This is a genomic window from Methylacidiphilum infernorum V4, assembly GCF_000019665.1.
In the GTDB taxonomy this organism is placed as follows: Bacteria; Verrucomicrobiota; Verrucomicrobiia; order Methylacidiphilales; family Methylacidiphilaceae; genus Methylacidiphilum; species Methylacidiphilum infernorum.
In genome coordinates this window covers 978,320-1,000,978 of the sequence record NC_010794.1, presented here as the reverse complement: position 1 = coordinate 1,000,978, position 22,659 = coordinate 978,320, and the positions used below count along the sequence as shown (strand labels likewise).

Sequence of the window (22,659 nt, the reverse complement as noted above, 5' to 3'; positions counted from 1 at the left end):
TTAATGCATACAGGTCTTGCTCGAATCCCGGATAGGAAGTAGCAATGCAGTCAACATCCTCTATTCTTGAAGCTTTATTGGCTTTGAGAGCCAGTATAGAGAAAGCCATGGCGATACGATGATCTCCAAAACTTTCAACTCGCGCGGGCTGTACGCTCTCCATTCCTTGAATTCTCATCCCATCGACAAGCTCTTCCACCTCGACTCCAAAGGCCCTCAAGTTGGTTACGATGGCCTTGATCCTGTCGGATTCCTTGACCCTCAGCTCCTGGGCATTCCTTATCTCGGTAATGCCTTCGGCTAAGGCTCCGATAACGGCTAAAATAGGAAGCTCATCAATGACTCCCACTATCTCATCTCCTTGGATAACCGTTCCTTTTAATTTATTTCCACGAATCCAAAGACTCCCTATAGGCTCCCCTCTCGCATGGGATTCTACGGATTCCTCGATGTGGGCTCCCATTCTCAGCAGGATTTTAAGTAGACCTGTACGCGTAGGATTTAGACCTACAGAGCGCACCCGGAGTTCCGAATTAGGTAAAGCGGCCGCCGCTCCGATCCAAAAAGCGGCCGATGAAAAATCTCCGGGAACATCTACATCGCTAGCTTCCAATTTCATCCCTCCATGCAGAACTATACATCCATTTTCTTCTCTTAAAGTGCGTACTCCAAACTGCTCAAAAAGCCTTTCTGTGTGATCACGACTGGGTACAGGTTCAATAATGCGGGTGATCCCCGGGGCAAAAAGGCCGGCAAAAAGAATACAGGATTTGACCTGTGCGCTCGGAATGGGTAGCCTATAATCTATACCTTTAAGGGTGGAGGGTTCGATGAAAAGAGGAGGGGTGTTTTCCTTGCCCTCTGCCCGGATCTTTGCTCCCATTAAACGTAGCGGCTCAATGATTCTATTCATTGGCCTGCGGGAGAGGGATCGATCTCCTATGAGCTTGGAATAAAAAGGCTGAGCGGATAAAATTCCAGCCATCAACCGCATCATTGTTCCCGAATTTCCACAATCAATGGCTTCAAAAGGCGGGTCCAGTTGTCCTCCCTTCCCTTCTATAATGAGGGTAGTTTTACCCTCCTTTTCCACCCTGACTCCCATGGCTTCAAAAGCCCTTAGCGTACAAAGGCAATCCGCCGAAGGAAGGAAATGGCGAATTTTGCTTCTTCCCCTAGCCAGAGAAGCAAGCATGACGGCCCTATGGCTGATACTTTTATCCCCAGGGACCGATATTTCACCTTTTATAAGGGGACAGGGTTCTACAATCAGATAGGAATGTGGACGCGCCATCTTTAATTTCTATTTTTTATATACATATGCTTCTATGAGAGAGTTGGCAATAAAGGGTAAAGTTACCAAACCATTTTTTTTCTGTTCCACTGGTCTATCGCCTCGCCAACTCCTTTACCAATTTCAGAAACAGAATGGATGACTTTAATGCCCGCCTCCCTGAATGCTTCAAGTTTAGCAGCAACTGTTCCGGATTGTCCAAGAATAATCGCCCCGGCATGTCCCATCCTTTTACCCAAGGGCGCGGTCAGGCCTGCAACAAAGGCAGCTACAGGTTTCTTGGGATTTTCCTTAATCCATTGTGCCGCTTCCTGTTCTTCCCCACCTCCAATCTCCCCAATAATAAGAACGGCTTCCGTTTGGGGATCCTCCCAGAACATTTCAATCACTTCTCTAAGAGATAACCCATGAATGGGATCCCCACCTATCCCTACACAGCTACTCTGGCCTAATCCCAAGCGGGTAATCTGCCAAACCGCTTCATAAGTCAAGGTGCCACTACGGGATACTATTCCCACTTTTCCCGGTTTATGGATATAGCCCGGCATAATCCCCGCTTTCGATTCTCCAGGGGTAATGACCCCGGGACAATTGGGACCTACAAGCTTAATTCCTTGCTGGACAATCTTCCTTTTGATCTTAGCCATGTCTAAAATGGGAATGCCTTCTGTGATGCAAATAACAAGATCCATTTGACAGCTGACCGCCTCCATAATTGCATCAACCGCAAAAGGAGCGGGTACAAAAATGAGAGAAACATTACAACCTGTCTTTTCTTTCGCCTCCTTGAGAGTATCAAAAAGGGGAATAGTTTCATCAAAAACTCCTCCTCCTTTGCCAGGAGTGACTCCCGCCGTAATCTTTGTTCCGTATTCCCTGCAAAGCCTCGCATGAAAACTGCCATATTTCCCTGTTATGCCTTGAACGGCCACTCTATCTGTTTTTTTAAGTAAAATAGCCATTGGAATTACCTTTTAAGAAAATAAACCGCTTGTTTAGCCGCTTCTTCCAGGTCTCCTGCAAAAACATATTGGAGAGCAGACCCTTTTAGTATCTTTTTTCCTTCCTCCACCCTAGTCCCTTCTAGCCTAATGATTATGGGAACCTTAGGGGGGTGATTTTTGGCCGCTTCTACAATAGCTTCCGCAATGAGATCACAACGCATAATGCCGCCAAAAATATTGATCAAAATAACTTTTAAGTTCGGATTGGATAACAAAACCCGAAAAGCATTTTGCAGCTGGCTTTGATCGGCCCCGCCCCCAACATCCAGAAAATTTGCCGGTTTTCCCCCGAAACGCTCGAGGATATCCATCGTGGCCATGGCTAGCCCTGCTCCATTAACCATGCAACCGATCTGTCCTTCCAGACCCACGTAATTTACCCCGTAGCGCAGTGCTTCCAGTTCTTGAGGATCATAAACCGTCTCAAACCGATAACCGAGCAACTCATTTCGTCGAAAAAGGCTATTATCATCTATGGTTATCTTGGCATCCAAAGCCCAAAAACGATTTTCTTTATCCAGGGCTAACGGGTTAATTTCGCAAAGGGTAGCATCATGATTGATAAAAGCATAAAAAAGAGATTTGAGGATCTTGGAGAAATCGACAAGAGGCTTTCCCTTAAAACCAAGCTGAGCGGCGAATTCCCTCAATTGAAAATCCCATAGGGGCTCTTCGGGATAAAAATATTTTTTTACCAAAGCTTGCGGATTCTCCAGGGCGATCCTTTCAATGTTAACTCCACCGGCAAGGCTCCCCATAGCCAGTATAGCCGCTTCAGCATAACTATAAGTCAGAGAAAGATAGAGCTCTTTGGCCACATCTATAGATTCACTAACAATGACTTTTCTCACCGGCTGGCCGGTCGTACCCGTTTGGGCGGTGACAAGTAGCCCACCAATCATTTTCTCAGCTACTTGCTTAACTTCTTCAGGACTATTGCATATTTTTACTCCACCTTCAAAGCCGTTGACAAATTTCCCTTTTGCCCTTCCCCCAGCGGATATCTGGGCCTTGACAACCAGTGGAGTCGTATTGAGCTTTATAGCGATATCAAAAGCTTCCTGGGGAGTTTCCGCAACTCCATACCGGGGTATCGCTACTCCTTCCTTGGCTAATATCTCTTTGGCAACGTATTCTAACAAGTTCATCAAGGTTTCCTTATCTTACTTCTAAAACTTCATTCCACTCTTCTTTTTTCCTCTCCTCGGGTTTAGCTAACGCCCCGGGGACAAGAATAGCTTCTTTCATTCCATGGATGATTTTTTTGTCCGCAGGACAGATCGTGACAAGAACGCCACAGAGGTGCACCTGCGAATCATAGACAAAGTAATAAGGAGAAATACGCGTCCTGCCTATCATCTCTTCCATTTTTTGTCCTTCGACATAGGGATGTTTAATGAGCTTGCCTCGGACAAATCTTTGCATGATCCAAGGATGATGAGGAAAATCGGCTAGGGCCATGGCAAGCTTTTCCTGCCACTCGGAAGAAGACATATCCGAACCGATATAAACCCCTCTTGAACCCCAAGCTAAAGGACTAAAGCCGGAAACTTTTAACACCAATTCTCTTTGGGATTGACTAAAGGCCCCTACCTCTTTCCAGCTTTGGACTTCGAGGCCTGGAATCACCGCATTATAAGGAAGGGGAGTGGGATCGACGACCCATGTGTAAGGGATAAGCTTTCGCAAAAACTGCATTCCCTTTTCGCTCAAATACCTTTTCCAAAAGTCTGTTAAAGATTTTAACCAAAAAAAGGCCAAAAGAAGCTTTTCTTCCAGGTAGGGTTTTAAAGGAGGGGTAATTGAACATCTATCCGGCGAATAGCTCTTGCGCAGAGTACTTAATTTTTCCCAATCAAAACATTCGAAAAACCGGTAAACGGGTTCGCAGTCAAAAGTATAACTTTCAGCATGACGCATTCTTTCTAAACCAACTAGGTATTCAAACTCCGGCCAGTATGTCATCGCCTCTTCGGAAACGACAACCACCCCTTCAGGAAAAATAGCCTTAAAGCCCTGTTTCATCCCTTCCCTACCCCCAATTAAGGATTCACCCCACTGCCCATAAGTCTCTTGTAACCATGCAGTTAATCCTATGCCTCCGGGTACGCTATCCAACTCGCATAAAGCAAACCCCTCCTCAGTTAAAATGAGATCGGGACGGATAACGCGTGGAAGATCATTCTTCAGCTTTTCGCTTCGGGAGATTTCAATAAGCTCTCGAGGCTTTCCTCTATCTAAAAGCTCATAAACAAACGAAGGTTGTTTGCCTCGGACACTCAACCTGTAAAGAAGGTCAGCCGCTTCATAGAATTTCTGCAGATAGATGCCGAGCCGGTTAAGAATTTCTACATACCGTTCTTCCAAAACAAAACTAAACGGACTTACCCTCCACTCTTTATCCTTAAACAGCCCCGAAGGGGGTACATGATTCCGAATAAACTGTACTTTTTGAAAAATGGAGTTCAATGGAACATTATCTTTTAATGAGAAGTTTAAATTCAAATGAAAGATCAATCAAAGTCAATAAATTTTTTTAAAAATCATAACAAAAATTTCAATTTTATTAGAACTTAAAAAAAGCTTTATTAAAAAAATTATTCCTGTAATGAAAATACAGCTCCTCTTAGTTCTTTTTCATAATAAATAGAAAGAAAAGCTTGTCTATGGAAGAAACGATTATCATTGGTTCGGGATGTGCAGGTTGGACGGCAGCAATTTATCTTGCCCGTGCCAAGCTCTCTCCCCTACTTGTCACCGGCACCGAACCTGGGGGTTTATTAACGACCACGACGATTGTAGAAAATTACCCCGGTTTTCCCATGGGGATCCAAGGACCGGAGCTCATGGAGGCGATGCGCAAACAAGCCGAACGGTTTGGGACACGCGTCCGGTATTTGTCGGTGGTTACCGAAGTGGAGTTTACTCAAAAGATAAAAAGGGTGAAGATCGACGAGGAATGGATTGAAACAAAGAGCGTTGTTATCGCCGTGGGAGCCCGCCCAAGGAAGCTTTCTGTTCCCGGCGAAGCAGAGCTTGAAACCAAAGGGGTAAGCTATTGTGCTACCTGTGATGGGGCATTACCTGTATTTAGGAATCAACCTCTCGTCGTTGTGGGCGGGGGAGATTCGGCATGCGAAGAAGCCCTTTATTTGACTCGATTTGCCTCTAGCGTTTATCTCGTTCACCGTCGGGATACCCTTAGGGCTTCTCCTATCATGGCTGAAAGAGTGTTTAATGAGCCAAGAATAAAACCCATTTGGAACAGTGCCGTGGAGGAAATTTTAGATCACAAACAAAATAAGGTTACCGGTGTTTGGCTAAGAAACCTAAAAGATGGAAGCAAAAATTTCTTGGAATGCCGGGGAGTCTTTGTCGCCATAGGTCATGTCCCTAACACGCAAATATTCGAAGGGAAATTAGAAATGGACGAAAGAAAGCTGATTAAAGTTTTCCAAGGCACAAAAACGACTGTTCCCGGTGTATTCGCTTGCGGAGATTGTGTAGATGGCCTTTATAGGCAAGCTGTTACCGCTGCCGGAATGGGTTGCATGGCCGCCCTTGATGCGGAAAGGTATCTCAGAGGGATAGAGGCTTAATTCTACAATACGAATGGAGTATGAATAGCTCTTTGAAATTGACGAATTTTATAGGGGATCTTGCCCACTCTGTCCTTATTCCCACTCTTTTAGCCTGCGAAAAAGAACTCCCTGGCATAGGCTTTAAAAGGGAGCGCAAAAGGCCTCCGGAAAGAAACCGGTAATCCGCGAGCTGCTGATCCGGTAATGGTTGGCTTTGCATTGGTCTTGAAGAAGGATTTTAGCTTGAGCTCATGGATAAAAAACGGCGTTTTATTTAACAAGGGAAAAATTTTTTGAACAGCTTGAAATTCATTGGACAGCGAGAAAAGAAAGCTATTATTTTAAATAAAAGCCTGTCCCAGAAGAATCATCGATGAGACTCATTGCCCCGAAGCCGTCGAAGCCGACAAGGATTTCTGCCTTGTGTTTTTGCAGGACGCAAGGAAGCTATTGCTCTAAAGAAAGAGGTCCTTGGGGAGATATAAAGCTTTATTGGTCGGCTAAAGCTGAAGTTGACTAATTCTAATAAGGGGAAGGGGAAGTTGAGAAAGGATTAGAGGGGTGTAGGTAAAGAACATTCCAATGATCAAATGAACATAAAAATGGGTTCCCCAATTTTCGCAATCAGAGGGACAATAAAAAGGGGTGCAAGAAAACATTCAATTTTTCTTGCTATAATGATCAAAGGATAAATGGAGGTAATGACAGAATGACCGAAAATTTTCCAGGGTTGAATTCTTTGAGCTGTGCCGTTGAAAATATCGAGGGATGCAGAAAAAGGCTCAAAATCGAAATGCCTTTTGAAGAAACCCTCCCTGAAAGGGAAAAAATAGTCCGGGATTTTGTGAATAAAGCTAAAATTGCAGGATTTAGGGTGGGTAAAGCTCCAAGAGAAATCGTTGAGAAAATGTATAAAAAGGAAATTGAAAAAGAAACAGAAAGACATCTTTTAAAACACGTTTACGAGAGGGCTATTAAGGAAAATGCTTTAGAGATCGTTAATTTAATAGAAGTAGAAGCTCTGCATTACAGCCATGGTGAACCTTTTTCATTGTCGGTGGTTGTCGATACCAAGCCCCAATTTTCATTACCTCCCTACACAGCAATCCCCGTCCCCAAGGGAGATGTGGCGATAAAGCCTGAAGAGATCAATCAAACTATAGAATCGATCCTGGAATCGAAGGCTTCTTTTGTGGATGTAAAAGGAAGAACCGTAGCTTACGGGGATTTCGTCGTAGTGAGCTATTCGGGCAGCCTCGAAAACAAGCCTCTTTTAGAACTGGTTCCTACGGCTGGGGTCATGGCTAAAGGAGAAAACCAATGGATCCTCATCAAAGAGGGGGTTTTCTTGCCCGGTTTTATAGACCAACTCATAGGGATGGAAGCCGGTCAAAGCAAAACATTCACTGTTGTTTTCCCACAAAACTGGTTTTTAGAGCCCTTGAGAGGGAAAGAAGTCAGTTACACGGTAAGCCTTCAAGCTATAAAATCTAAAATCCTGCCCGTAATCACCGACGAGCTGACGAAGGAAATTTCCGGTCTCGATAAACAGCAGTTCATGGAAGCAGTGGAAAAATCACTGAAAGAAAACAAAGAGGCCCACGCCCGTAATATCCAAAAACTTAAAATCATAGACTATTTACTTGCCTCTGTTGATTTTCCCCTTCCAGAATCCGAAGTGGAAAAAGAAGCCGAATGGATTTTCAGAAAAGCGGTAGTTGAAAGCCAAGAAAAAGGAACTCCCATAGCCATACTTGAAGAGAAAAAAGAAGAGATTTATGAAAAATCCCTGATCCAGGCGAGGAAAAAAACCAAGTTGCATTTTATTCTTGAAGAAATAGCTAAAAAAGAAAACATTTCGGTAACAAAAGAAGATTTATCCGTGGAAATCAACAAAATGGCACTCAGAGAGAGAATGGAGCCTCGGAAGTTATTAAAAAAACTTTCTTCCGAAGATATCAACAATCTCATGAATCAAGTTTTTTTTCAGAAAATTTTGGATTTTCTTTTAGAAAAAGCGAAAATTGAAGATTATGAATAGCCCGATTATTTCACAGGTTATCCCCATGGTTGTCGAACAAACAGGACGTGGGGAAAGAGGTTACGATATATTCTCAAGGCTGCTGAAGGACAGGATCGTTTTTATCGGTACTCCCATCGACGACAACATGGCCAACCTTGTCATCGCCCAGTTGCTATTTCTTCAAATGGAAGATCCCAAAAAAGACATCAACCTCTATATCCATTCTCCGGGAGGTTATGTCACGGCAGGAATGGCGATTTACGACACGATGCAGTTTTTAAGCTGTGATGTCAACACCTACTGCATTGGACAAGCTGCAAGCATGGCCGCAGTTCTCCTTGCCGCAGGAACAAAAGGCAAGCGGTTTGCTTTACCCAACGCTCGCATCATGATTCATCAGCCCCTTGGTGGTGCCCAAGGTCAAGCTTCCGATATTAGTATACAGGCCCAAGAGATCTTAAGGACAAAGAGACTCTTGAATGAAATTCTATCCTATCACACCAAGCAACCCTTAGAGAGGATAGAAAAAGATACCGATAGGGACTTCTTTATGTCCGCAGAAGATGCAAAGGCCTACGGAATCATTGATGAAGTGGTGAAAACGAAAATTATGCTTCGTCCCGTACCCCAACCACAGATTATTATGGGCAACGGCAATTAAAGACAATGAATTATGGCTAGGTCTGTCCACATTACCATGTGCTCGTTTTGCGGAAGGAGCCAAGCTGAGGTACGCAAACTTATATCTGGCCCCGGGGTTTACATATGCGATGCTTGCGTCGAAGTTTGCCATAGCATCCTTGAAAGAGAACTGCGGGAAGAACCGGTCAAAAATCGAGTAAAGCCCAAGATCCCCAAGCCCGCTGAAATTTTTGCACAACTTGAAGATTACGTCATAGGGCAAAACAAGGCTAAAAAGGTCTTATCCGTCGCCGTTCACAATCATTACAAAAGAATTTTCAGCAGTGAATTGACCGATCTTTCCTCTTTGAATCAGCTAAAAGATGTCGAGATCGAAAAAACCAATATCCTGCTTGTCGGGCCCACGGGATCGGGCAAGACGCTTCTGGCAAAAACCATCGCCCGGCTCCTGGATGTTCCATTTTGTATTGCTGATGCTACTTCTCTCACCGAGGCAGGATATGTTGGAGAGGATGTGGAAAGCATTCTTCTTCGTCTTCTCCAAAATGCGAATTTTGATGTCAAAAAAGCGGAAATGGGAATCGTTTACATCGATGAAATCGATAAAATCTCCCGGAAATCGGATAGCCCATCCATTACAAGGGATGTTTCCGGCGAAGGAGTACAACAAGCCCTTCTTAAGATGCTTGAAGGCTCGGTTTGCAATGTTCCCCCACAAGGAGGAAGAAAGCATCCGCACCAGGAGTTCATAAGGATTAACACCGAAAACATTCTCTTTATTTGTGGCGGGGCATTTATAGGTCTTGATAAAATTATTGCTCGACGGAGAGGTAAACAGGTCCTTGGATTTAAACAAAGTTTGGAAGGAGAAGATGCTGCCAGCGAAGAATTCACTGAAATTGAGCCAGAAGATCTTATCGCCTACGGGATGATACCGGAATTCGTAGGGAGGTTTCCCGTGATCACTTCCCTTTCTGAACTATCCGAAGAGGAGCTGGTAAAGATTCTTACCGAACCGAAAAATGCTATTATAAAACAGTACGTCAAGCTCTTTGCACTAGATCATATCAAGCTTAATTTTGCAAAAGAGGCCATACGCTTTTTTGCCCAGGAGGCAAAAAAGAAAAAAACGGGAGCACGGGCACTAAAAAACATGATAGAAAAAGTCATGCTGGAGGTCATGTTCGATCTCCCCTCTCGAACAGACATCGAAGAAGTGATCATTTCGCGACCCGTTGCCGAAGGGAAAAAAGCCCCCATCTTGAAAAGAAGACAAGAAAAAGAAGCGGCTTAAAACCGCCTTCCCGCCTCGGGATAGGATTTTTTAAATAAAAAGACCTTTTTCCCATTTGCCGATGAATGTTGCACCCATAAAAAAGAATACCCGCATTGTCGTGGGAATGAGTGGTGGGGTAGATTCCACCGTCGCCGCTTACCTTTTAAAAAGGGAAGGCTTTGATGTCGTAGGCATTACTCTAAAAATTTGGACGGATCGCTGTATGCATATTTCTTCAGAAAAATGCTGCGGTCCCGATGCCATCAATGACGCTCGAAATATGGCCGCTCAGATCGGCATACCCCATTATGTTCTCGACGAAGCGGATTGTTTTGAAAAGGAGGTAATTAGTTACTTTCTCAGGGAATATAGCTTGGGACGAACGCCTAATCCCTGTGTAAAGTGCAACGAAAAAATAAAATTCGGCAGGCTCTGGACAAGGGTCCAATCTTGGGGTGTCGAATATCTGGCCACAGGCCATTATGCTCTCGTCGAAAACCAAGACCATATCCCAAGACTTAAAAAAGCTAAAGATAAAAGGAGGGATCAATCCTACTTTCTTTTTTCTCTATCCGCCGGCCAGCTATCGCGAATGATCACTCCTCTTGGCAACCTTGAAAAAAAGGAAGTGCGAGCCATTGCCAAGGAAGCAGGATTAAACGTCTGGAACAAGGAAGAAAGCCGAGATATTTGTTTTGTCCCCGGTAAAAACTACAAGGAGTTCATTCAAGGAAAAAAAACTCCTTCAAATACCCACAGCGGTTTTATCATCGATGAAGAAGGAAAGGTCATAGGCGAACACCAAGGAATTGAAGGTTACACGGTGGGGCAAAGAAAAGGCCTTCCTGGTGGCCAAGGCCGCCCTTTGTATGTTGTCGATATCGACCCCGAATCAAAAACAATTCGAGCCGGTAGCTTGAAAAGTCTTTTTAAAACCCATTGTTATGCTTCCCAGGCTCATTGGATTGAAAAGGACATCGAAAGTCCTCGGCCCGTCACAGTCAAACTTCGTTATAATTACCCCGAAGTCGAAGCTCTCCTCACCCTTTTGGGAAAGGACCGTTTTCGGTTGGATTTTAGTAGTCCACAAATGGGTATTTCTCCGGGACAAGCCGCTGTCTGTTATGATGGAGATATCGTTCTGGGAGGAGGATGGATAGAAAGAGAAAGGGCTTGAACAGTTGATTAATGAGTTGATCTTTTCCAGACTTTCTTTTATATTTTGCCTTGAGTTGGCCGTCTTGAACGGCCCTAAGGTGAGTTCCACCGGAAGGCAGGCCTGTGGAGAGGAGGGCTCTGGCTGGAGTTGTAATACTCCGGCTGCATCCGCCTCGACGAGTAAGTCTGTCAGCTTTGTTCCTCTTTGAGCGGTAATGAGTAAGTCAGACGGAACCCCTTAATCATTCCAAAGAAAAATTTTTCATGGAACCTCAAATAGTTCTCATTAGCTGTTCGAATAGAGAGGAAGGAGAAAAAATAGCCAAAAAACTGCTCCAGAATAGAGTTGCCAGTTGCATAAATATCATTCCCCAGGTCCATTCCTTCTATTGGTGGGAAGGTAATCTAGAACAAGCTCAAGAAGCACTGCTGCTCGTAAAATCTTCTAAAGAAAAATGGGATCAACTCGTAACGGTCATAAAAGAAAGCCACAGCTATCAATGCCCAGAAATAATCAGCCTGGATCCTTCCCATGTTTTTCCTCCCTACTTGGCATGGTGGCAAAACGAACTCAAGTAAGAAAAGGGCTTTTGCGTGTTCAACATCTTTCAAGGGGCTCTACTTGTCCTTGGATTTAATTTCCATCCCTGGATCTTCTTCTCCAAGCAATTGGGGATCGATAAGTTTTGGAGTGACCTTGGTAGATAGGTATCTTTCTAGTTCAACCTCGTCTTTGGGAAGCAGCGGAGGAGGCTTGTAATTCTTGGGAAGGAGCTTGAGCTTCTTTGCCGCTTCGATGAATTCCGGAGTATAAAAATAGATATTCCTATGCTTGGTTATATTCTCCATGACCCATTTTGAAGTATTCCTCATGCCCATGGCATTGACTTTATGGAGGAGATTGACTTTTTCTATCTTCACCGCTGTATCCCAAGGTATTCCCATGTTGATTAAGGGAGGAGGAGGCTGTTCTGCATGGGTATCTTCCTTGTAAAGAAGATAGATTTTGTCCTGCACCCGCTTTAAATAATAGCTTACCGCGGAGTGGGGATCCTTGGGATCCTCAAATTTTTCCAAGATGTAATAAAGTGAACCGTCTGCTGCCTTCTGTTTTTGAAGCAGGGCAACCGGTTTATTATCAAACAGGACATGCCAAATTTTGGAACCGAATTCAAAAGGGCCGGTAATGTATTCGACATCGGCAGGCTCGTTGCCCTTCAATTCAAAGGGAATAAACAACAAAATCATCCAATAAAGGTTTAACAATAACTTGAACATGGATTTAAAGACCCTTTTCCACGGTTACCTTCTCAGGCAGCTGTTCGGCAAATGGTGTTTCTCCAAATAATCTTGATGGTATTCTTCAGCAGGATAAAAAGGAGCTGCCGGCAAAATAGCCGTAAGCACTTTTCTCCCCTTGAGTTCTTTTTCTAAGCTCTCTTTAGATCGAAGAGCCTCTTTATGCTGTTCTTCATCGTAATAAAATATGATCGGCCGGTATTGGGGGCCAACATCCGGTCCTTGCCTGTCAGCACTGGTCGGGTCATGTACCTGCCAAAAAAGAGATAGAAGCTTGCTGTAACTCACCACGGTGGGATCGTAGAGAAGGTAAACGGTCTCAGCATGACCCGTTTTTCCGCTACAAACCTCTTCATAAGTAGGAAACGGGACCGTTCCCCCGGCATAACCCGAAACCGTCCACACCACTCCCTCCACTTTTTTGAAAAAATCCTGAATTCCCCAAAAACATCCTCCAGCAAAGGCTGCCCTCTGAAGTTTTCGACCATCGGGAGTGGTTTTATCGAAAACCCATTGCGGAACAAAAACTAAGGAAGCCGAATTTACGCAATAACGGAGCCCAGTAGGTCTAGGCCCATCTTCAAAAAGATGGCCAAGATGAGCCCCGCATCGTGTGCAGAGTATTTCAGTACGAATCATTCCAAAAGAGAGATCGACTCTTTGGGTAATATTTTCTTTTGCAAGGGGAGCAAAAAAACTCGGCCAGCCCGTACCCGAATGAAACTTGGTGGAGGAAGAAAAAAGGGGAAGGCCGCAAGAAGAACATTTATAAATACCCTTTTGCTTATGATCGACTAAATCTCCACAAAAGGGAGCTTCTGTGCCCGCCCTCCTTGTAATACGGAAGGTTTCCGCTCCCAGTAAATACCTCCAGCGCATGTCATCAATCTGGATTCTTTGGGATGGCAAAGGACCTACAAGCTTCCCATCGACATCAATAAAATAAAGTTGCACTTTTTGCTCCTTTTTATCTTTCAAAAATACCTTAAAGCCAAAAACTGTTCCCCCTAAAAAAATTAAAAAAATCAATAGACTTTTTCCCATTTTCCCGTATTGAAAAGAATTCATTAAAAACATTTTATTTAAAATTTTTCATTCCTATCCATGTATAAATAACATACACAAGGTGGATACATGTAACAGTTTCTATTTTTTACGTTGACGATGATAGCCATTATTTATATCTATATCCTATTAAGGCAAATGGAGGTCATAAAATGCCAAAAGTCGCAATCAATGGATTTGGAAGAATCGGCCGGTTAATTTTAAGAGCAATGGCTGAGCAAGGTTTGCTTAAGGAATTGCCTGTAGTTGCGGTTAATGACATCGTTTCAGCGGACAACCTTGCTTACCTTTTAAAATATGACACAAACTACGGGCGAATTCCCGTCGAAGTTAAAAGCGCAAAATCGAAAGATTCTTTAGAAGAAGACGACCTTCTTATCGTCGATGGGCAAACGATCCAATGCTTGGCCATAAAAGAAGGACCGGCTGCAATGCCCTGGAAAGAACTTGGGGTGGACATCGTTTTTGAATCAACCGGCCTCTTTACAGCGGCAAATAAGGCCCTTGGCCATATTAAATCCGGTGCTAAAAAAGTCATCATCACGGCCCCAGGAAAAGACGCGGACATAACCGTCGTCATGGGAGTCAATCACACCGAGCTCGACTTAGCCAAGCATTCTATTATTTCTAATGCCAGCTGTACAACCAACTGTCTTACCCCCCTAGTCCATGTGCTTTTAAAAGAAGGATTAGGAATCGAAGAAGGATTAATGACGACCGTTCATAGTTATACCGCATCCCAAAGGCTTCAAGATGGACCTTCAAAAAAAGATTGGAAAGGCGGTAGGGCTGCCGAAGGCAACATCATTCCCGCCACAACGGGTGCAGCCAAAGCAACGGCCTTAGTTATTCCTGAACTTAAAGGGAAGCTCACAGGCATGTCTTTCAGAGTGCCAACTCCCACCGTTTCTGTGGTTGACCTCACCGTGAGAACGGAGAAGGAAACAAGCTATTCAGAAATTTGCGGTTTGATGAAGAAAGCCAGTGAAAGCTATCTTAGCGGAATCCTTGGATACACTGATGAACAGGTCGTTTCTAGAGATTTTCTCAAGGATTCCCATTCAAGCATTTTCGATGCTTCGTCAGGCATCGGTTTAAACAGCCGTTTTTACAAGCTCATTGCATGGTACGATAACGAATGGGGATATTCCTGCAGGTGCGTCGATCTTGCCCGCTATGTGGCTAGTAGGCTCTAAATAATATCAGCAGTCTTTGACGAAAGAAAACAGCGGTCTTTCTATGCACAAGGAAGGAAAGGATTCATTGTGAAAATTACCCTTCGTGACATACCCTTAAAAGGCAAAAGAGTGTTGGTCAGGGTCGATTACAACGTCCCGATGGAATTGGACACCTCTACAAACAGCTATGTGATCACCGACCGTACCCGCATTCTTGAAACTCTTGATACCTTAAAATATTTGATCGATCAAAAAGCAAAGATCGTCTTGATAAGCCATCTTGGCAGACCAAAAGGTAAAAGAAACCCTAAAGAAAGCTTGGCTTCGGTTGCCCCCATTCTGAGCGAGCTTCTAGGAACAAAAGTAAAATTTGTCGGGGATTGTATTGGACCTGAGGTTGACAAAGAAAAAGAAAATCTCCAGGAAGGAGAAGTGCTGCTTTTAGAAAATACGAGGTTTTATCCTGGAGAAGAAAAAAATGATCCTGAGTTTGCCAAGGCCTTGGCTTCCCATATTGATGTGTACATTAATGATGCTTTCGGCTCAGCCCACAGGGCTCATGCTTCAACGGAAGGGGTTTGTCATTTTATACAACAAAAAGCAATCGGTTTTTTGATGGAAAAAGAGCTGAAATACTTGGGAGAAGAATTGAAAGATCCAAAAAGGCCTTTTGTAGTCATTCTAGGGGGAGCCAAGGTTTCAGATAAGATTGAAGTGATAAATAGGCTTCTCGAAAAAGCTGATGCCCTGCTTATCGGGGGAGCGATGGCCTATACCTTTCTATTGACCAAAGGATGTAAAGTGGGAAAATCTCTCATCGAGCCCGATAAAACGGATGTTGCCCAAAAAGCTTTAGAGAAAGCCAAAGAAGAAAAGGTCAAGTTTTTGCTGCCTGTCGATCACCTCGTCGCCCAGTCCATCGACTTTGAGAAGAGAATTGTCCAAGGGGTCGAACAAACCCCCGGGATCGATATTCCTGAAGAAAAGCTCGGGGTGGATATCGGTCCCAAAACCATGGCCCTTTATGCAGAAGAAATCAAGGCCGCTCGCACTATCTTATGGAACGGTCCGATGGGTGTATTCGAAATTCCAGGATGCGAAAAAGGTACTTTTTCTATAGCTCAAAGCATTGCCGAAAATCCCTCGGCTGTAAGCATTGTTGCAGGGGGGGATTCCATTAAAGCCTTGCACCGTAGCGGCCTGGCTGAAAAGGTCAGTTTTATATCCACTGGAGGTGGGGCCACTCTTGATTTCCTTAAAGGGAAAGTTCTTCCCGGAATAGATTCAATTCCCGACAAGTAATGAGACCCGTGAACATCCGCAAAAAGATAATAGCCGGAAACTGGAAAATGAACAAAACGGTTTCCGAGGCAAAAGCTTTTATGCAGGTCCTCTTAAAAGAGTTAGAGGAATATTCTGCTTCAGATGTTGTCGTTTGTCCTCCTTTTACGGCTCTTCAATCGGTAAGTGATCTGCTTAACCAATCCGCCTCCCAGGTTCGATTAGGGGCCCAAAATCTCTTCCCGGCTTCTCATGGTGCCTATACAGGAGAAATATCCCCTTGGATGCTGAGAGAATTTTTTTGTCATTATGTTATCGTCGGTCACTCCGAAAGAAGGATCCATCTTGGAGAAACCGATATATTCATCAACAAGAAAGTCAAAGCCGCCCTCTCTGCTTCACTTCATCCTATCCTTTGTATTGGAGAAAATTTTGATGAACGCCAACAGGGACTATGGAAAGAAAAGATAAGCACCCAGCTCCAGCTCGGATTAAAAGAAGTAGAAGAACAGAAACTTGCCGATTGTATCATTGCCTATGAACCTATCTGGGCTATCGGCACAGGTAAAAATGCTACACCGGAACAGGCCCAGGAAGTTCATCATTTTATTAGGGAAGAAATAACGAGGCTTTTTTCTTTTCAATCCGCCCAGAAAGTACGCATTCAATATGGCGGAAGTGTAACGGCCGAAAATGCCCAAGATCTTCTTCTCTGTCCTGATGTTGATGGGTTGCTTATTGGAGGAGCAAGTCTTGACGTTCGTTCTTTTTGTTCAATAATATTAAACAGCAAGTTTTAAAAGTTGATTATTCTATGCTTAATTTCATTATAGGCTTTTTTCTTTTCTTTTATATTCTAGTCTGCATCTTACTTGTTTTTGTTATCCTGATGCAAAGGAGCAAGCAGGAAGGCTTGGGGGCAGCTTTTGGCAGTGCGGTAACCGATACTCTCTTTGGAGCTCATACTTCTTCCATATTGATCAAAATAACGGTGTGGCTTGCAGCCTTATTCTTTTTCCTTTCTCTTTTGCTTGATTTTTTAAACGCACACCGGGTCAATAAGCAAACCCTCATCCAACAAAAGCTGCATAAGGCTGATGTGGAGCAAAAACAACTGCCTCCGGCACGAAAGTGAACCTGAAGGCGATTCTTTCTTAAATGGCAAAAAGCATCTGTTTTTTTTTCTTTCAATAGTAGCGTTGATCAGTTTTCCTTTTCTTCCGGGTTGCCGATCTCAATCCTCGGCCTCCCGCATAGTTATCGTCAACGGGCCTGAGCCCGAATCATTGGATCCCCAAGTCATTACCGGCCAACTGGAGGGAAGAATAGTCAAAGCCCTGTTTGAGGGACTGACGGCGTGGAATGCCAAAGGAGAGATCATCCCCGGAGTCGCAGAAAAGTGGGACTGTTTGGAAAATGGCACCTTGTACCGGTTTTATTTAAGAAAGACTTTTTGGAGTAACGGCAAACCGGTAGTAGCCGATGACTTTGTCCTTTCCTGGAAAAGAGCCCTTGATCCTATGCAGGGATCAAGATATGCCGATCTATTGTTTTGGATCAGGGGAGCTAAAGAGTACAACGAGGGAAAAATCAAAGATTTTTCTTCCGTGGGCATCAAGGCCGCTGGAGATTCTATATTGGAAATAAAACTCAACTGCCCAATCCCCTTTTTTCCCCAGCTGGTTGCCCAGCCGGTCTTCTTTCCCTTACCCATAGATACTATCAAAATCCATGGAGAAAATTGGATAAAGGCCGGCAACATGGTTTGCAATGGGCCCTATCTTCTCGAAGAATGGAAAATCAATGACCGGATCATCCTGAAAAAAAACCCCAACTACTGGAGCCAAGCCACGATCAAAACCAAGGAGTTGGTTTTGCTGACCACCTCGAAAGCCTCGACAGCTTTCAACCTTTTCTTTTGCGGCATTGCCGATATCATCCTTGACAAGGGCCTTGTTCCCACTTTTTTCATCGATACGATCAGCCATAAGCCCTATTTTCACAGTTCCCCTATTTTGGCTACCTATTTCTATAGAATTAACACCCAGCGAAAACCTCTCAATGACAGCCGCATCCGTCGTGCCCTAGCCATGGCCATTGATAAATCTCGGATTGTAAAAATCATTACCCGGGGAGGAGAGCTTCCCGCCGGATCTATTACTCCTCCCGGGATTGCCGGTTACATATCCCCTCCTGGACTACCTTACAATCCCGATCAGGCCCGTAGCCTTTTTTCCGAAGCAGGATATCCTGGCGGTAAAGGGTTCCCTCCCCTTTCGATCCTCTATAATTCAGGTGAATTAAATGAACAGATCGCCACGGAAATTCAAGCCATGTGGCGGCAAAATTTAGGGATCCAGGTGGGCTTGAGAAACCAAGAATGGAAGGTCTATCTTAACTCCCTTGCTTCGCTAGATTTTGATATTGCCCGATCGAGTTGGGTAGGTGACTATGCTGATCCGACAACTTTTCTTAATCTTTTTACAAAATCTTCCCCAAATAACGAGACGGGATGGTCTAATGATCGCTACGAAGCTCTTCTGCATAAAGCCGAGGAAACAGTCGATCCGGTGGTGCGATTCCAAGTCCTCCATGAAGGGGAAACAATCCTGGTCGAAGAGGAACTTCCTATCATTCCTATCTACTTTTATTCAGGTATTCTCCTCTACGATCCAGACAAGATCGGAGGGATAGAGCCTAATCTTCTTGATGAACATCCCCTTTCAAAGTTATTTCTTAAAAATCACCCCACCCCATGAAAATCGGTTTTTATGGACTTGGGCCAGCCTCTTTTCCCTATGTCAATTATAGCCTTGTTCAGTTAAATGACTTCAAGCTGGCTGCCGTCTTTCCTCCGGTATCTTTACTTGGTCTTTTTTCTATTGCCCGTAGCATTGAAAAAAGGAACAATCCGCTTGTTGTATTTGGCTATAGCCGAGGGGCTATTGCCGCACTGAGGCTATGTAGAATACTTTTACAGAGACAAATTAAAATTCGTTTTCTTTACCTCATAGATCCAATCTCTTATTATGGGCAGCTGCTTCGGATTCCAAGTAATGTAGAACAAGGCTTTGCTTGTTTCCAAAGGAACGGAGCAAGAACCCCAATTCTTTTCGGTCGATTTGGTAAGGGTATTGCAAAATATGTCTTCACAAATACCCACCAGGCAAATCGCTTTATTACAGAACAAGTCAACTTACTTAAAAATTCCCGACCGGCATTGCATGAAGACATGGTTTATTATTCTTTTTTTGAGGCCACAATCCCTCTCCTTTCAGTGCTCAGGGAGATTGTGTAAGAACCGGTCCAATATGTAAGGTAAAATACCGCCATGAACGTAATAATTATATTCAGCTTCATTATCTATCCGGCATAGCAAGAAAACCTTCTCAACTGAACCATCCGTTCTTTTTATCTCCAGCGATACTCTCTGTCCAGGTCTAATCCAATCCGTCGTCTGCGGTATTGAAAATAGCTCCGTTCCGTCTATTCGCAAGGTGGCAACATTTTGCCCTTTTTCAAACTCAAGGGGCAACACTCCCATCCCAATCAAATTACTTCTATGAATCCTTTCAAAGCTCTCCGCAATAACCGCCCTTACTCCCAAAAGCCTTGTTCCTTTAGCCGCCCAATCTCTGGAACTTCCCGAACCATACTCCTTGCCGGCAAGCACGATCAACGGGACTTTCTCTTCTTGATAAAGCATAGCGGCATCATAGATAGACATCTCTTTCCCATCGGGCATATGTCGGGTATAGCCCCCTTCTTTACCTTTAACCATCAAGTTTTTCAGCCGTACATTACCAAAAGTTCCCCTAATCATAACGTGGTGGTTGCCTCTACGGGAACCGTAACTGTTGAAGTCCTTAAAGGGAACCCCCAAGCTGGAAAGATAACTCCCCGCAGGAGATTTTAGAGGTATTGTCCCGGCTGGCGAAATATGATCGGTGGTGATGGAATCACCTAAAATACACAAAGCTCTAGCCCCTAATATAGGGACAGGCTGGCGAAGGTCGCCCTTGAGGCTTTCCTCGAAAAAGGGGGGATACTGGATATAGGTATTAGAAGGATCCCAAGCGTAGAGAACGGCTGTTTGATAATCTATGGCCTCCCAGAACAGGTTCTTTTCGATAAATTCGGAGTATAGCCTTTTGAAAGCTTCAGGACTAACCGCACAGGCCAAAACCTCGCGTATCTCCTCGGATGAAGGCCAAATATCTTTTAAGAAAACCTCTTTCCCTTCCCGATCTATACCCAACGGTTCTGCCCAAAGGTTTTTAAGCACTGTTCCAGCAAGGGCAAAAGCAACAACGAGCGGGGGAGACATAAGGAAGTTCGCCTTGACAAACGGATGAATCCGGGCTTCAAAATTTCTATTTCCTGAAAGAACACTGGCAACAACAAGCTCTTTATCCTTGATCAGTTGTTCAATCTCTTCCGAGAGTGGACCGCTATTACCAATGCAAGTTGTACATCCAAAACCAACGATTTGGAAGCCCAACCGATCAAGATATTCTTGAAGTCCGCTTTTTAACAGATAATCTTCTACAACCCTAGAACCCGGGGCCAGGGAGGTCTTCACGTATCCGGGGACTTTTAATCCCCTAAGCACGGCTTTTTTGGCCAATAAGCCGGCTCCAATCATAGCCAACGGATTGGATGTATTCGTGCAACTCGTAATAGCCGCTATGACCACGGAGCCGTCTCCAATTTCTTCCCATCGGCCTTTTGGCTCTTTTAAAAAGGGATAAGGACTCACTCGATATCTTTTTTCAATTTTTTCCGGTTCTCTCCCATATCCCTGTTCAGAAGGGGGTTGAGTAAGCAAGGAGACAAATTTTTGCGGTAGTTCTGGCAGGGAAAGCCGATCTTGGGGTCTTCTGGGACCAGCCACAGAAGGTTCGATAGTATCCAAGTGAAGTTCAACTACCTGCGAATAGAGTCTATCGTCAAGTTCTGTTGAAAACCCAAAAAGATGCTGAGCTTTATAAAAATGTTCAACTAAGGAAACTAAATTTTTTTCCCTTCCCGTTTGTTGAAAGTATAAAAGCACCTGATCATCTACTGGGAAAAAGCCCATTGTTGCCCCATACTCCGGAGCCATGTTTGCTACGGTGGCTCTATCGGGAACGGACAATGAACGGACCGCTGGTCCAAAAAACTCGACGATCTTGCCCACTACTCCTTCTTTTCTTAATTTCTCTGTCAACGTAAGAACCAAATCTGTAGCCATTACCCCTTCCCGAAGGGATCCGAGCAACCTCACCCCGACCACTTCAGGTATGGACATATAATAGGCCTCTCCAAGCATGGCCGCCTCGGCTTCTATGCCCCCTACTCCCCAACCCACGATTCCAAGACCATTGATCATTGTCGTATGAGAGTCTGTGCCAAGGACAGAATCAGGATAAAGCAAGAGGGAGTTATCCCTTTGTTGGCTTAATATTCCCTGCGCTAAATATTCAAGGTTTACTTGATGACATATCCCTACTCCGGGAGGGAAAATTCTTAGACGAGAAAAAGCCGATTGCGCCCATTTTAAAAAAGAATATCTTTGGATATTTCTTTCGAGTTCCTTTTTTAAATTATACTCAAGGGCTTTGTCTAACCCAAAGACATCGACTTGGACAGAATGATCAACAACAAGATCGACAGGAATAAGCGGTTCCACCTGTTTGGGATCTTTTCCTCCCTTATGGACCGCATCCCGGAGTGCCGCCAAATCCACTAAAAGAGGTACACCGGTAAAATCTTGAAGCAATATTCTTCCTACATAAAAAGGAATCTCTTCTTTGGAAACCCGTGGCCAGGAAAAAAACTTTTCAACATCTTCTTTGCTCGCTTTTTTTTCAAAGTAATTACGCAAAACGGATTCAAAAATAATCCGCAACGAAATAGGCAGCCTCTCCAATTGAGGGAAAAAAAGTTTTCCAAACTCGGGAAGACTAACATAGGAAAAAGAGGTTCTGGATCCGGGAAGAGAAAAAGTTTTTAAAACTGAAGAAAGATTAAAAAAAGAATTCATAGATTTATAAATATATTCAATGGTATAGGGTTAATGCTCAATTTATAACTTTTTTCAAGAAAATCATTTTTATTTTTCAAAATTAGGATAGTCTAAATTATACGCAAAGTTCATGCATGAAGAAAACAAATCAATATGAATCCATCGAACTCAGTGCATCTCAAGAAGATTACATAAAAGAAATCTTTCTCTTAACCGAGCAAGGTCAACCTGTAACCACCCTGTCTCTTGCACAGAAAATCGGGGTAAAATCCGCCTCTGTCACGGAAATGATAAAAAAACTCGTAAAACTGGGACTGGTTCAAAGAAAGCCCTACCATGACATTTCCCTTACCGAAACTGGGTTGCGGATCGCCATGGAAATTTTGAGGCATCATCGGCTCCTGGAAACTTTCCTAGCCAAACAACTGGGTTACCGGTGGGATGAAGTGCATGGAGAGGCTGAGCAACTCGAACATGTCATCAGCGAGCAGTTTGAAGAAGCAATCGCCAAGCTTCTCGGTCACCCCCTTAGGGACCCGCATGGGGATCCCATTCCTTCCCAGGACCTGGTTATGCCGATTGACGAAAATGAAAAAGAGCTTTTTAGCTTGAATAAGGGAGATAAGGCGGAAATCAGAAGGATCATAGCCCAGGATAAACAATCTCTAAGGCAGTTTTACATTATTGGACTCGTTCCCGGAACCCTTGTCGAAGTGTTGGAAATTTCTACGGAAGAAATCACCTTGGATATTCCGGCAAAAGGCCATAAAAAAGTAGTCATCCCCTTTGCAACAGGGGGGAAAATCAAAGTCGTCCCTCTTTTGCAGCTGTCCCGTAGGGATTCTCCATAA

20 protein-coding genes and 1 pseudogene are annotated in these 22,659 nt (G+C 44.0%); 14 read left to right on the top strand and 7 right to left on the bottom strand.

Features of this window, described 5'->3' with window-relative positions:
* Positions 1-10: 10 nt before the first annotated feature.
* From aroA to MINF_RS04680, 4 genes and pseudogenes are all read right to left on the bottom strand, one after another.
* Positions 11-1,294 (bottom strand): annotated as a pseudogene (gene aroA, locus MINF_RS11950) (3-phosphoshikimate 1-carboxyvinyltransferase); the annotation flags it as partial.
* A gap of 62 nt (positions 1,295-1,356) precedes the next feature.
* Positions 1,357-2,256, bottom strand: a complete 900-nt coding sequence (gene sucD / locus MINF_RS04690; RefSeq protein WP_012463383.1) for a succinate--CoA ligase subunit alpha — start codon at positions 2,254-2,256, stop codon at positions 1,357-1,359.
* Positions 2,257-2,261: 5 nt separating this feature from the next.
* Entirely contained in the window at positions 2,262-3,446 is a 1,185-nt protein-coding gene (gene sucC / locus MINF_RS04685) for an ADP-forming succinate--CoA ligase subunit beta (protein WP_048810162.1), read from the bottom strand.
* Between the two features lie 10 nt (positions 3,447-3,456).
* Positions 3,457-4,767, bottom strand: coding sequence for a hypothetical protein (locus MINF_RS04680; protein WP_187146976.1), 1,311 nt, complete (start codon positions 4,765-4,767; stop codon positions 3,457-3,459).
* Between the two features lie 197 nt (positions 4,768-4,964).
* Between MINF_RS04680 and trxB the strand changes: the two genes are divergently transcribed.
* From trxB to cutA, 7 genes are all read left to right on the top strand, one after another.
* Positions 4,965-5,897 (top strand): thioredoxin-disulfide reductase, encoded by a 933-nt coding sequence (gene trxB, locus MINF_RS04675; RefSeq protein ID WP_048810161.1) that lies wholly within the window; start codon positions 4,965-4,967, stop codon positions 5,895-5,897.
* A gap of 20 nt (positions 5,898-5,917) precedes the next feature.
* Positions 5,918-6,061, top strand: a complete 144-nt coding sequence (locus MINF_RS11410) for a hypothetical protein (protein ID WP_187146975.1) — start codon at positions 5,918-5,920, stop codon at positions 6,059-6,061.
* A 527-nt stretch (positions 6,062-6,588) separates the two neighbouring features.
* Positions 6,589-7,920, top strand: a complete 1,332-nt coding sequence (gene tig, locus MINF_RS04670; protein ID WP_012463377.1) for a trigger factor — start codon at positions 6,589-6,591, stop codon at positions 7,918-7,920.
* The gene (gene clpP / locus MINF_RS04665) at positions 7,913-8,563 is read left to right on the top strand and encodes an ATP-dependent Clp endopeptidase proteolytic subunit ClpP (RefSeq protein ID WP_048810160.1); all 651 of its coding nucleotides are present in this window, start codon (positions 7,913-7,915) and stop codon (positions 8,561-8,563) included. The genes tig and clpP overlap by 8 nt, the downstream gene beginning before the upstream one ends.
* A gap of 12 nt (positions 8,564-8,575) precedes the next feature.
* Complete coding sequence (gene clpX / locus MINF_RS04660; protein WP_012463375.1) at positions 8,576-9,838, top strand: ATP-dependent Clp protease ATP-binding subunit ClpX; 1,263 nt, start codon at positions 8,576-8,578, stop codon at positions 9,836-9,838.
* Positions 9,839-9,899: 61 nt separating this feature from the next.
* Positions 9,900-10,997, top strand: a complete 1,098-nt coding sequence (gene mnmA / locus MINF_RS04655) for a tRNA 2-thiouridine(34) synthase MnmA (protein WP_048810159.1) — start codon at positions 9,900-9,902, stop codon at positions 10,995-10,997.
* Positions 10,998-11,242: 245 nt separating this feature from the next.
* Positions 11,243-11,557, top strand: a complete 315-nt coding sequence (gene cutA, locus MINF_RS04650) for a divalent-cation tolerance protein CutA (protein WP_012463373.1) — start codon at positions 11,243-11,245, stop codon at positions 11,555-11,557.
* A gap of 39 nt (positions 11,558-11,596) precedes the next feature.
* On the opposite strand, the gene MINF_RS04645 is transcribed toward cutA, so the two are convergent.
* Positions 11,597-12,256: a hypothetical protein gene (locus tag MINF_RS04645; RefSeq protein WP_012463372.1), complete on the bottom strand. Its 660-nt coding sequence runs from the start codon at positions 12,254-12,256 to the stop codon at positions 11,597-11,599.
* A gap of 24 nt (positions 12,257-12,280) precedes the next feature.
* Positions 12,281-13,231, bottom strand: coding sequence for a bifunctional methionine sulfoxide reductase B/A protein (locus MINF_RS04640; RefSeq protein ID WP_238523560.1), 951 nt, complete (start codon positions 13,229-13,231; stop codon positions 12,281-12,283).
* Positions 13,232-13,494: 263 nt separating this feature from the next.
* On the opposite strand from MINF_RS04640, the gene gap reads away from it, so the two are divergent.
* The 6 genes from gap (at position 13,495) to MINF_RS04610 (ending at position 19,099) form a co-directional block, all read left to right on the top strand.
* On the top strand, positions 13,495-14,538 hold the full coding sequence (gene gap / locus MINF_RS04635; RefSeq protein WP_012463370.1) for a type I glyceraldehyde-3-phosphate dehydrogenase: 1,044 nt from the start codon (positions 13,495-13,497) through the stop codon (positions 14,536-14,538).
* Between the two features lie 66 nt (positions 14,539-14,604).
* The gene (locus MINF_RS04630) at positions 14,605-15,822 is read left to right on the top strand and encodes a phosphoglycerate kinase (protein WP_048810158.1); all 1,218 of its coding nucleotides are present in this window, start codon (positions 14,605-14,607) and stop codon (positions 15,820-15,822) included.
* Entirely contained in the window at positions 15,822-16,601 is a 780-nt protein-coding gene (tpiA, locus tag MINF_RS04625) for a triose-phosphate isomerase (RefSeq protein WP_012463368.1), read from the top strand. The genes MINF_RS04630 and tpiA overlap by 1 nt, the downstream gene beginning before the upstream one ends.
* Positions 16,602-16,615: 14 nt before the next feature.
* The gene (gene secG, locus MINF_RS04620) at positions 16,616-16,936 is read left to right on the top strand and encodes a preprotein translocase subunit SecG (protein ID WP_048810157.1); all 321 of its coding nucleotides are present in this window, start codon (positions 16,616-16,618) and stop codon (positions 16,934-16,936) included.
* A 64-nt stretch (positions 16,937-17,000) separates the two neighbouring features.
* Positions 17,001-18,560 carry a peptide ABC transporter substrate-binding protein gene (locus tag MINF_RS04615; protein ID WP_238523558.1) on the top strand — a complete coding sequence of 520 codons (1,560 nt, stop codon included), beginning with the start codon at positions 17,001-17,003 and terminating at the stop codon, positions 18,558-18,560.
* Positions 18,557-19,099, top strand: coding sequence for an alpha/beta hydrolase (locus MINF_RS04610; RefSeq protein WP_012463365.1), 543 nt, complete (start codon positions 18,557-18,559; stop codon positions 19,097-19,099). Before MINF_RS04615 ends, MINF_RS04610 begins: the two co-directional genes overlap by 4 nt.
* Here MINF_RS04610 and acnA read toward each other — a convergent pair.
* Positions 19,076-21,826 carry an aconitate hydratase AcnA gene (acnA, locus tag MINF_RS04605; protein WP_012463364.1) on the bottom strand — a complete coding sequence of 917 codons (2,751 nt, stop codon included), beginning with the start codon at positions 21,824-21,826 and terminating at the stop codon, positions 19,076-19,078. The two genes, MINF_RS04610 and acnA, sit on opposite strands and share 24 nt — an antisense overlap.
* A gap of 116 nt (positions 21,827-21,942) precedes the next feature.
* Between acnA and MINF_RS04600 the strand changes: the two genes are divergently transcribed.
* The gene (locus tag MINF_RS04600) at positions 21,943-22,659 is read left to right on the top strand and encodes a metal-dependent transcriptional regulator (RefSeq protein ID WP_012463363.1); all 717 of its coding nucleotides are present in this window, start codon (positions 21,943-21,945) and stop codon (positions 22,657-22,659) included.

Excerpts from the sequence above, each read along its gene's own strand:
- sucD (WP_012463383.1), bottom strand. The coding sequence starts at position 2,256 with ATGGCTATTTTACTTAAAAAAACAGATAGAGTGGCCGTTCAAGGCATA.
- sucC (WP_048810162.1), bottom strand. The coding sequence starts at position 3,446 with ATGAACTTGTTAGAATACGTTGCCAAAGAGATATTAGCCAAGGAAGGA.
- trxB (WP_048810161.1), top strand. The coding sequence starts at position 4,965 with ATGGAAGAAACGATTATCATTGGTTCGGGATGTGCAGGTTGGACGGCA.
- MINF_RS11410 (WP_187146975.1), top strand. The coding sequence starts at position 5,918 with ATGAATAGCTCTTTGAAATTGACGAATTTTATAGGGGATCTTGCCCAC.
- tig (WP_012463377.1), top strand. The coding sequence starts at position 6,589 with ATGACCGAAAATTTTCCAGGGTTGAATTCTTTGAGCTGTGCCGTTGAA.
- clpP (WP_048810160.1), top strand. The coding sequence starts at position 7,913 with ATGAATAGCCCGATTATTTCACAGGTTATCCCCATGGTTGTCGAACAA.
- clpX (WP_012463375.1), top strand. The coding sequence starts at position 8,576 with ATGGCTAGGTCTGTCCACATTACCATGTGCTCGTTTTGCGGAAGGAGC.
- mnmA (WP_048810159.1), top strand. The coding sequence starts at position 9,900 with ATGAATGTTGCACCCATAAAAAAGAATACCCGCATTGTCGTGGGAATG.
- cutA (WP_012463373.1), top strand. The coding sequence starts at position 11,243 with ATGGAACCTCAAATAGTTCTCATTAGCTGTTCGAATAGAGAGGAAGGA.
- MINF_RS04645 (WP_012463372.1), bottom strand. The coding sequence starts at position 12,256 with ATGTTCAAGTTATTGTTAAACCTTTATTGGATGATTTTGTTGTTTATT.
- gap (WP_012463370.1), top strand. The coding sequence starts at position 13,495 with ATGCCAAAAGTCGCAATCAATGGATTTGGAAGAATCGGCCGGTTAATT.
- tpiA (WP_012463368.1), top strand. The coding sequence starts at position 15,822 with ATGAGACCCGTGAACATCCGCAAAAAGATAATAGCCGGAAACTGGAAA.
- secG (WP_048810157.1), top strand. The coding sequence starts at position 16,616 with ATGCTTAATTTCATTATAGGCTTTTTTCTTTTCTTTTATATTCTAGTC.
- MINF_RS04610 (WP_012463365.1), top strand. The coding sequence starts at position 18,557 with ATGAAAATCGGTTTTTATGGACTTGGGCCAGCCTCTTTTCCCTATGTC.
- acnA (WP_012463364.1), bottom strand. The coding sequence starts at position 21,826 with ATGAATTCTTTTTTTAATCTTTCTTCAGTTTTAAAAACTTTTTCTCTT.
- MINF_RS04600 (WP_012463363.1), top strand. The coding sequence starts at position 21,943 with ATGAAGAAAACAAATCAATATGAATCCATCGAACTCAGTGCATCTCAA.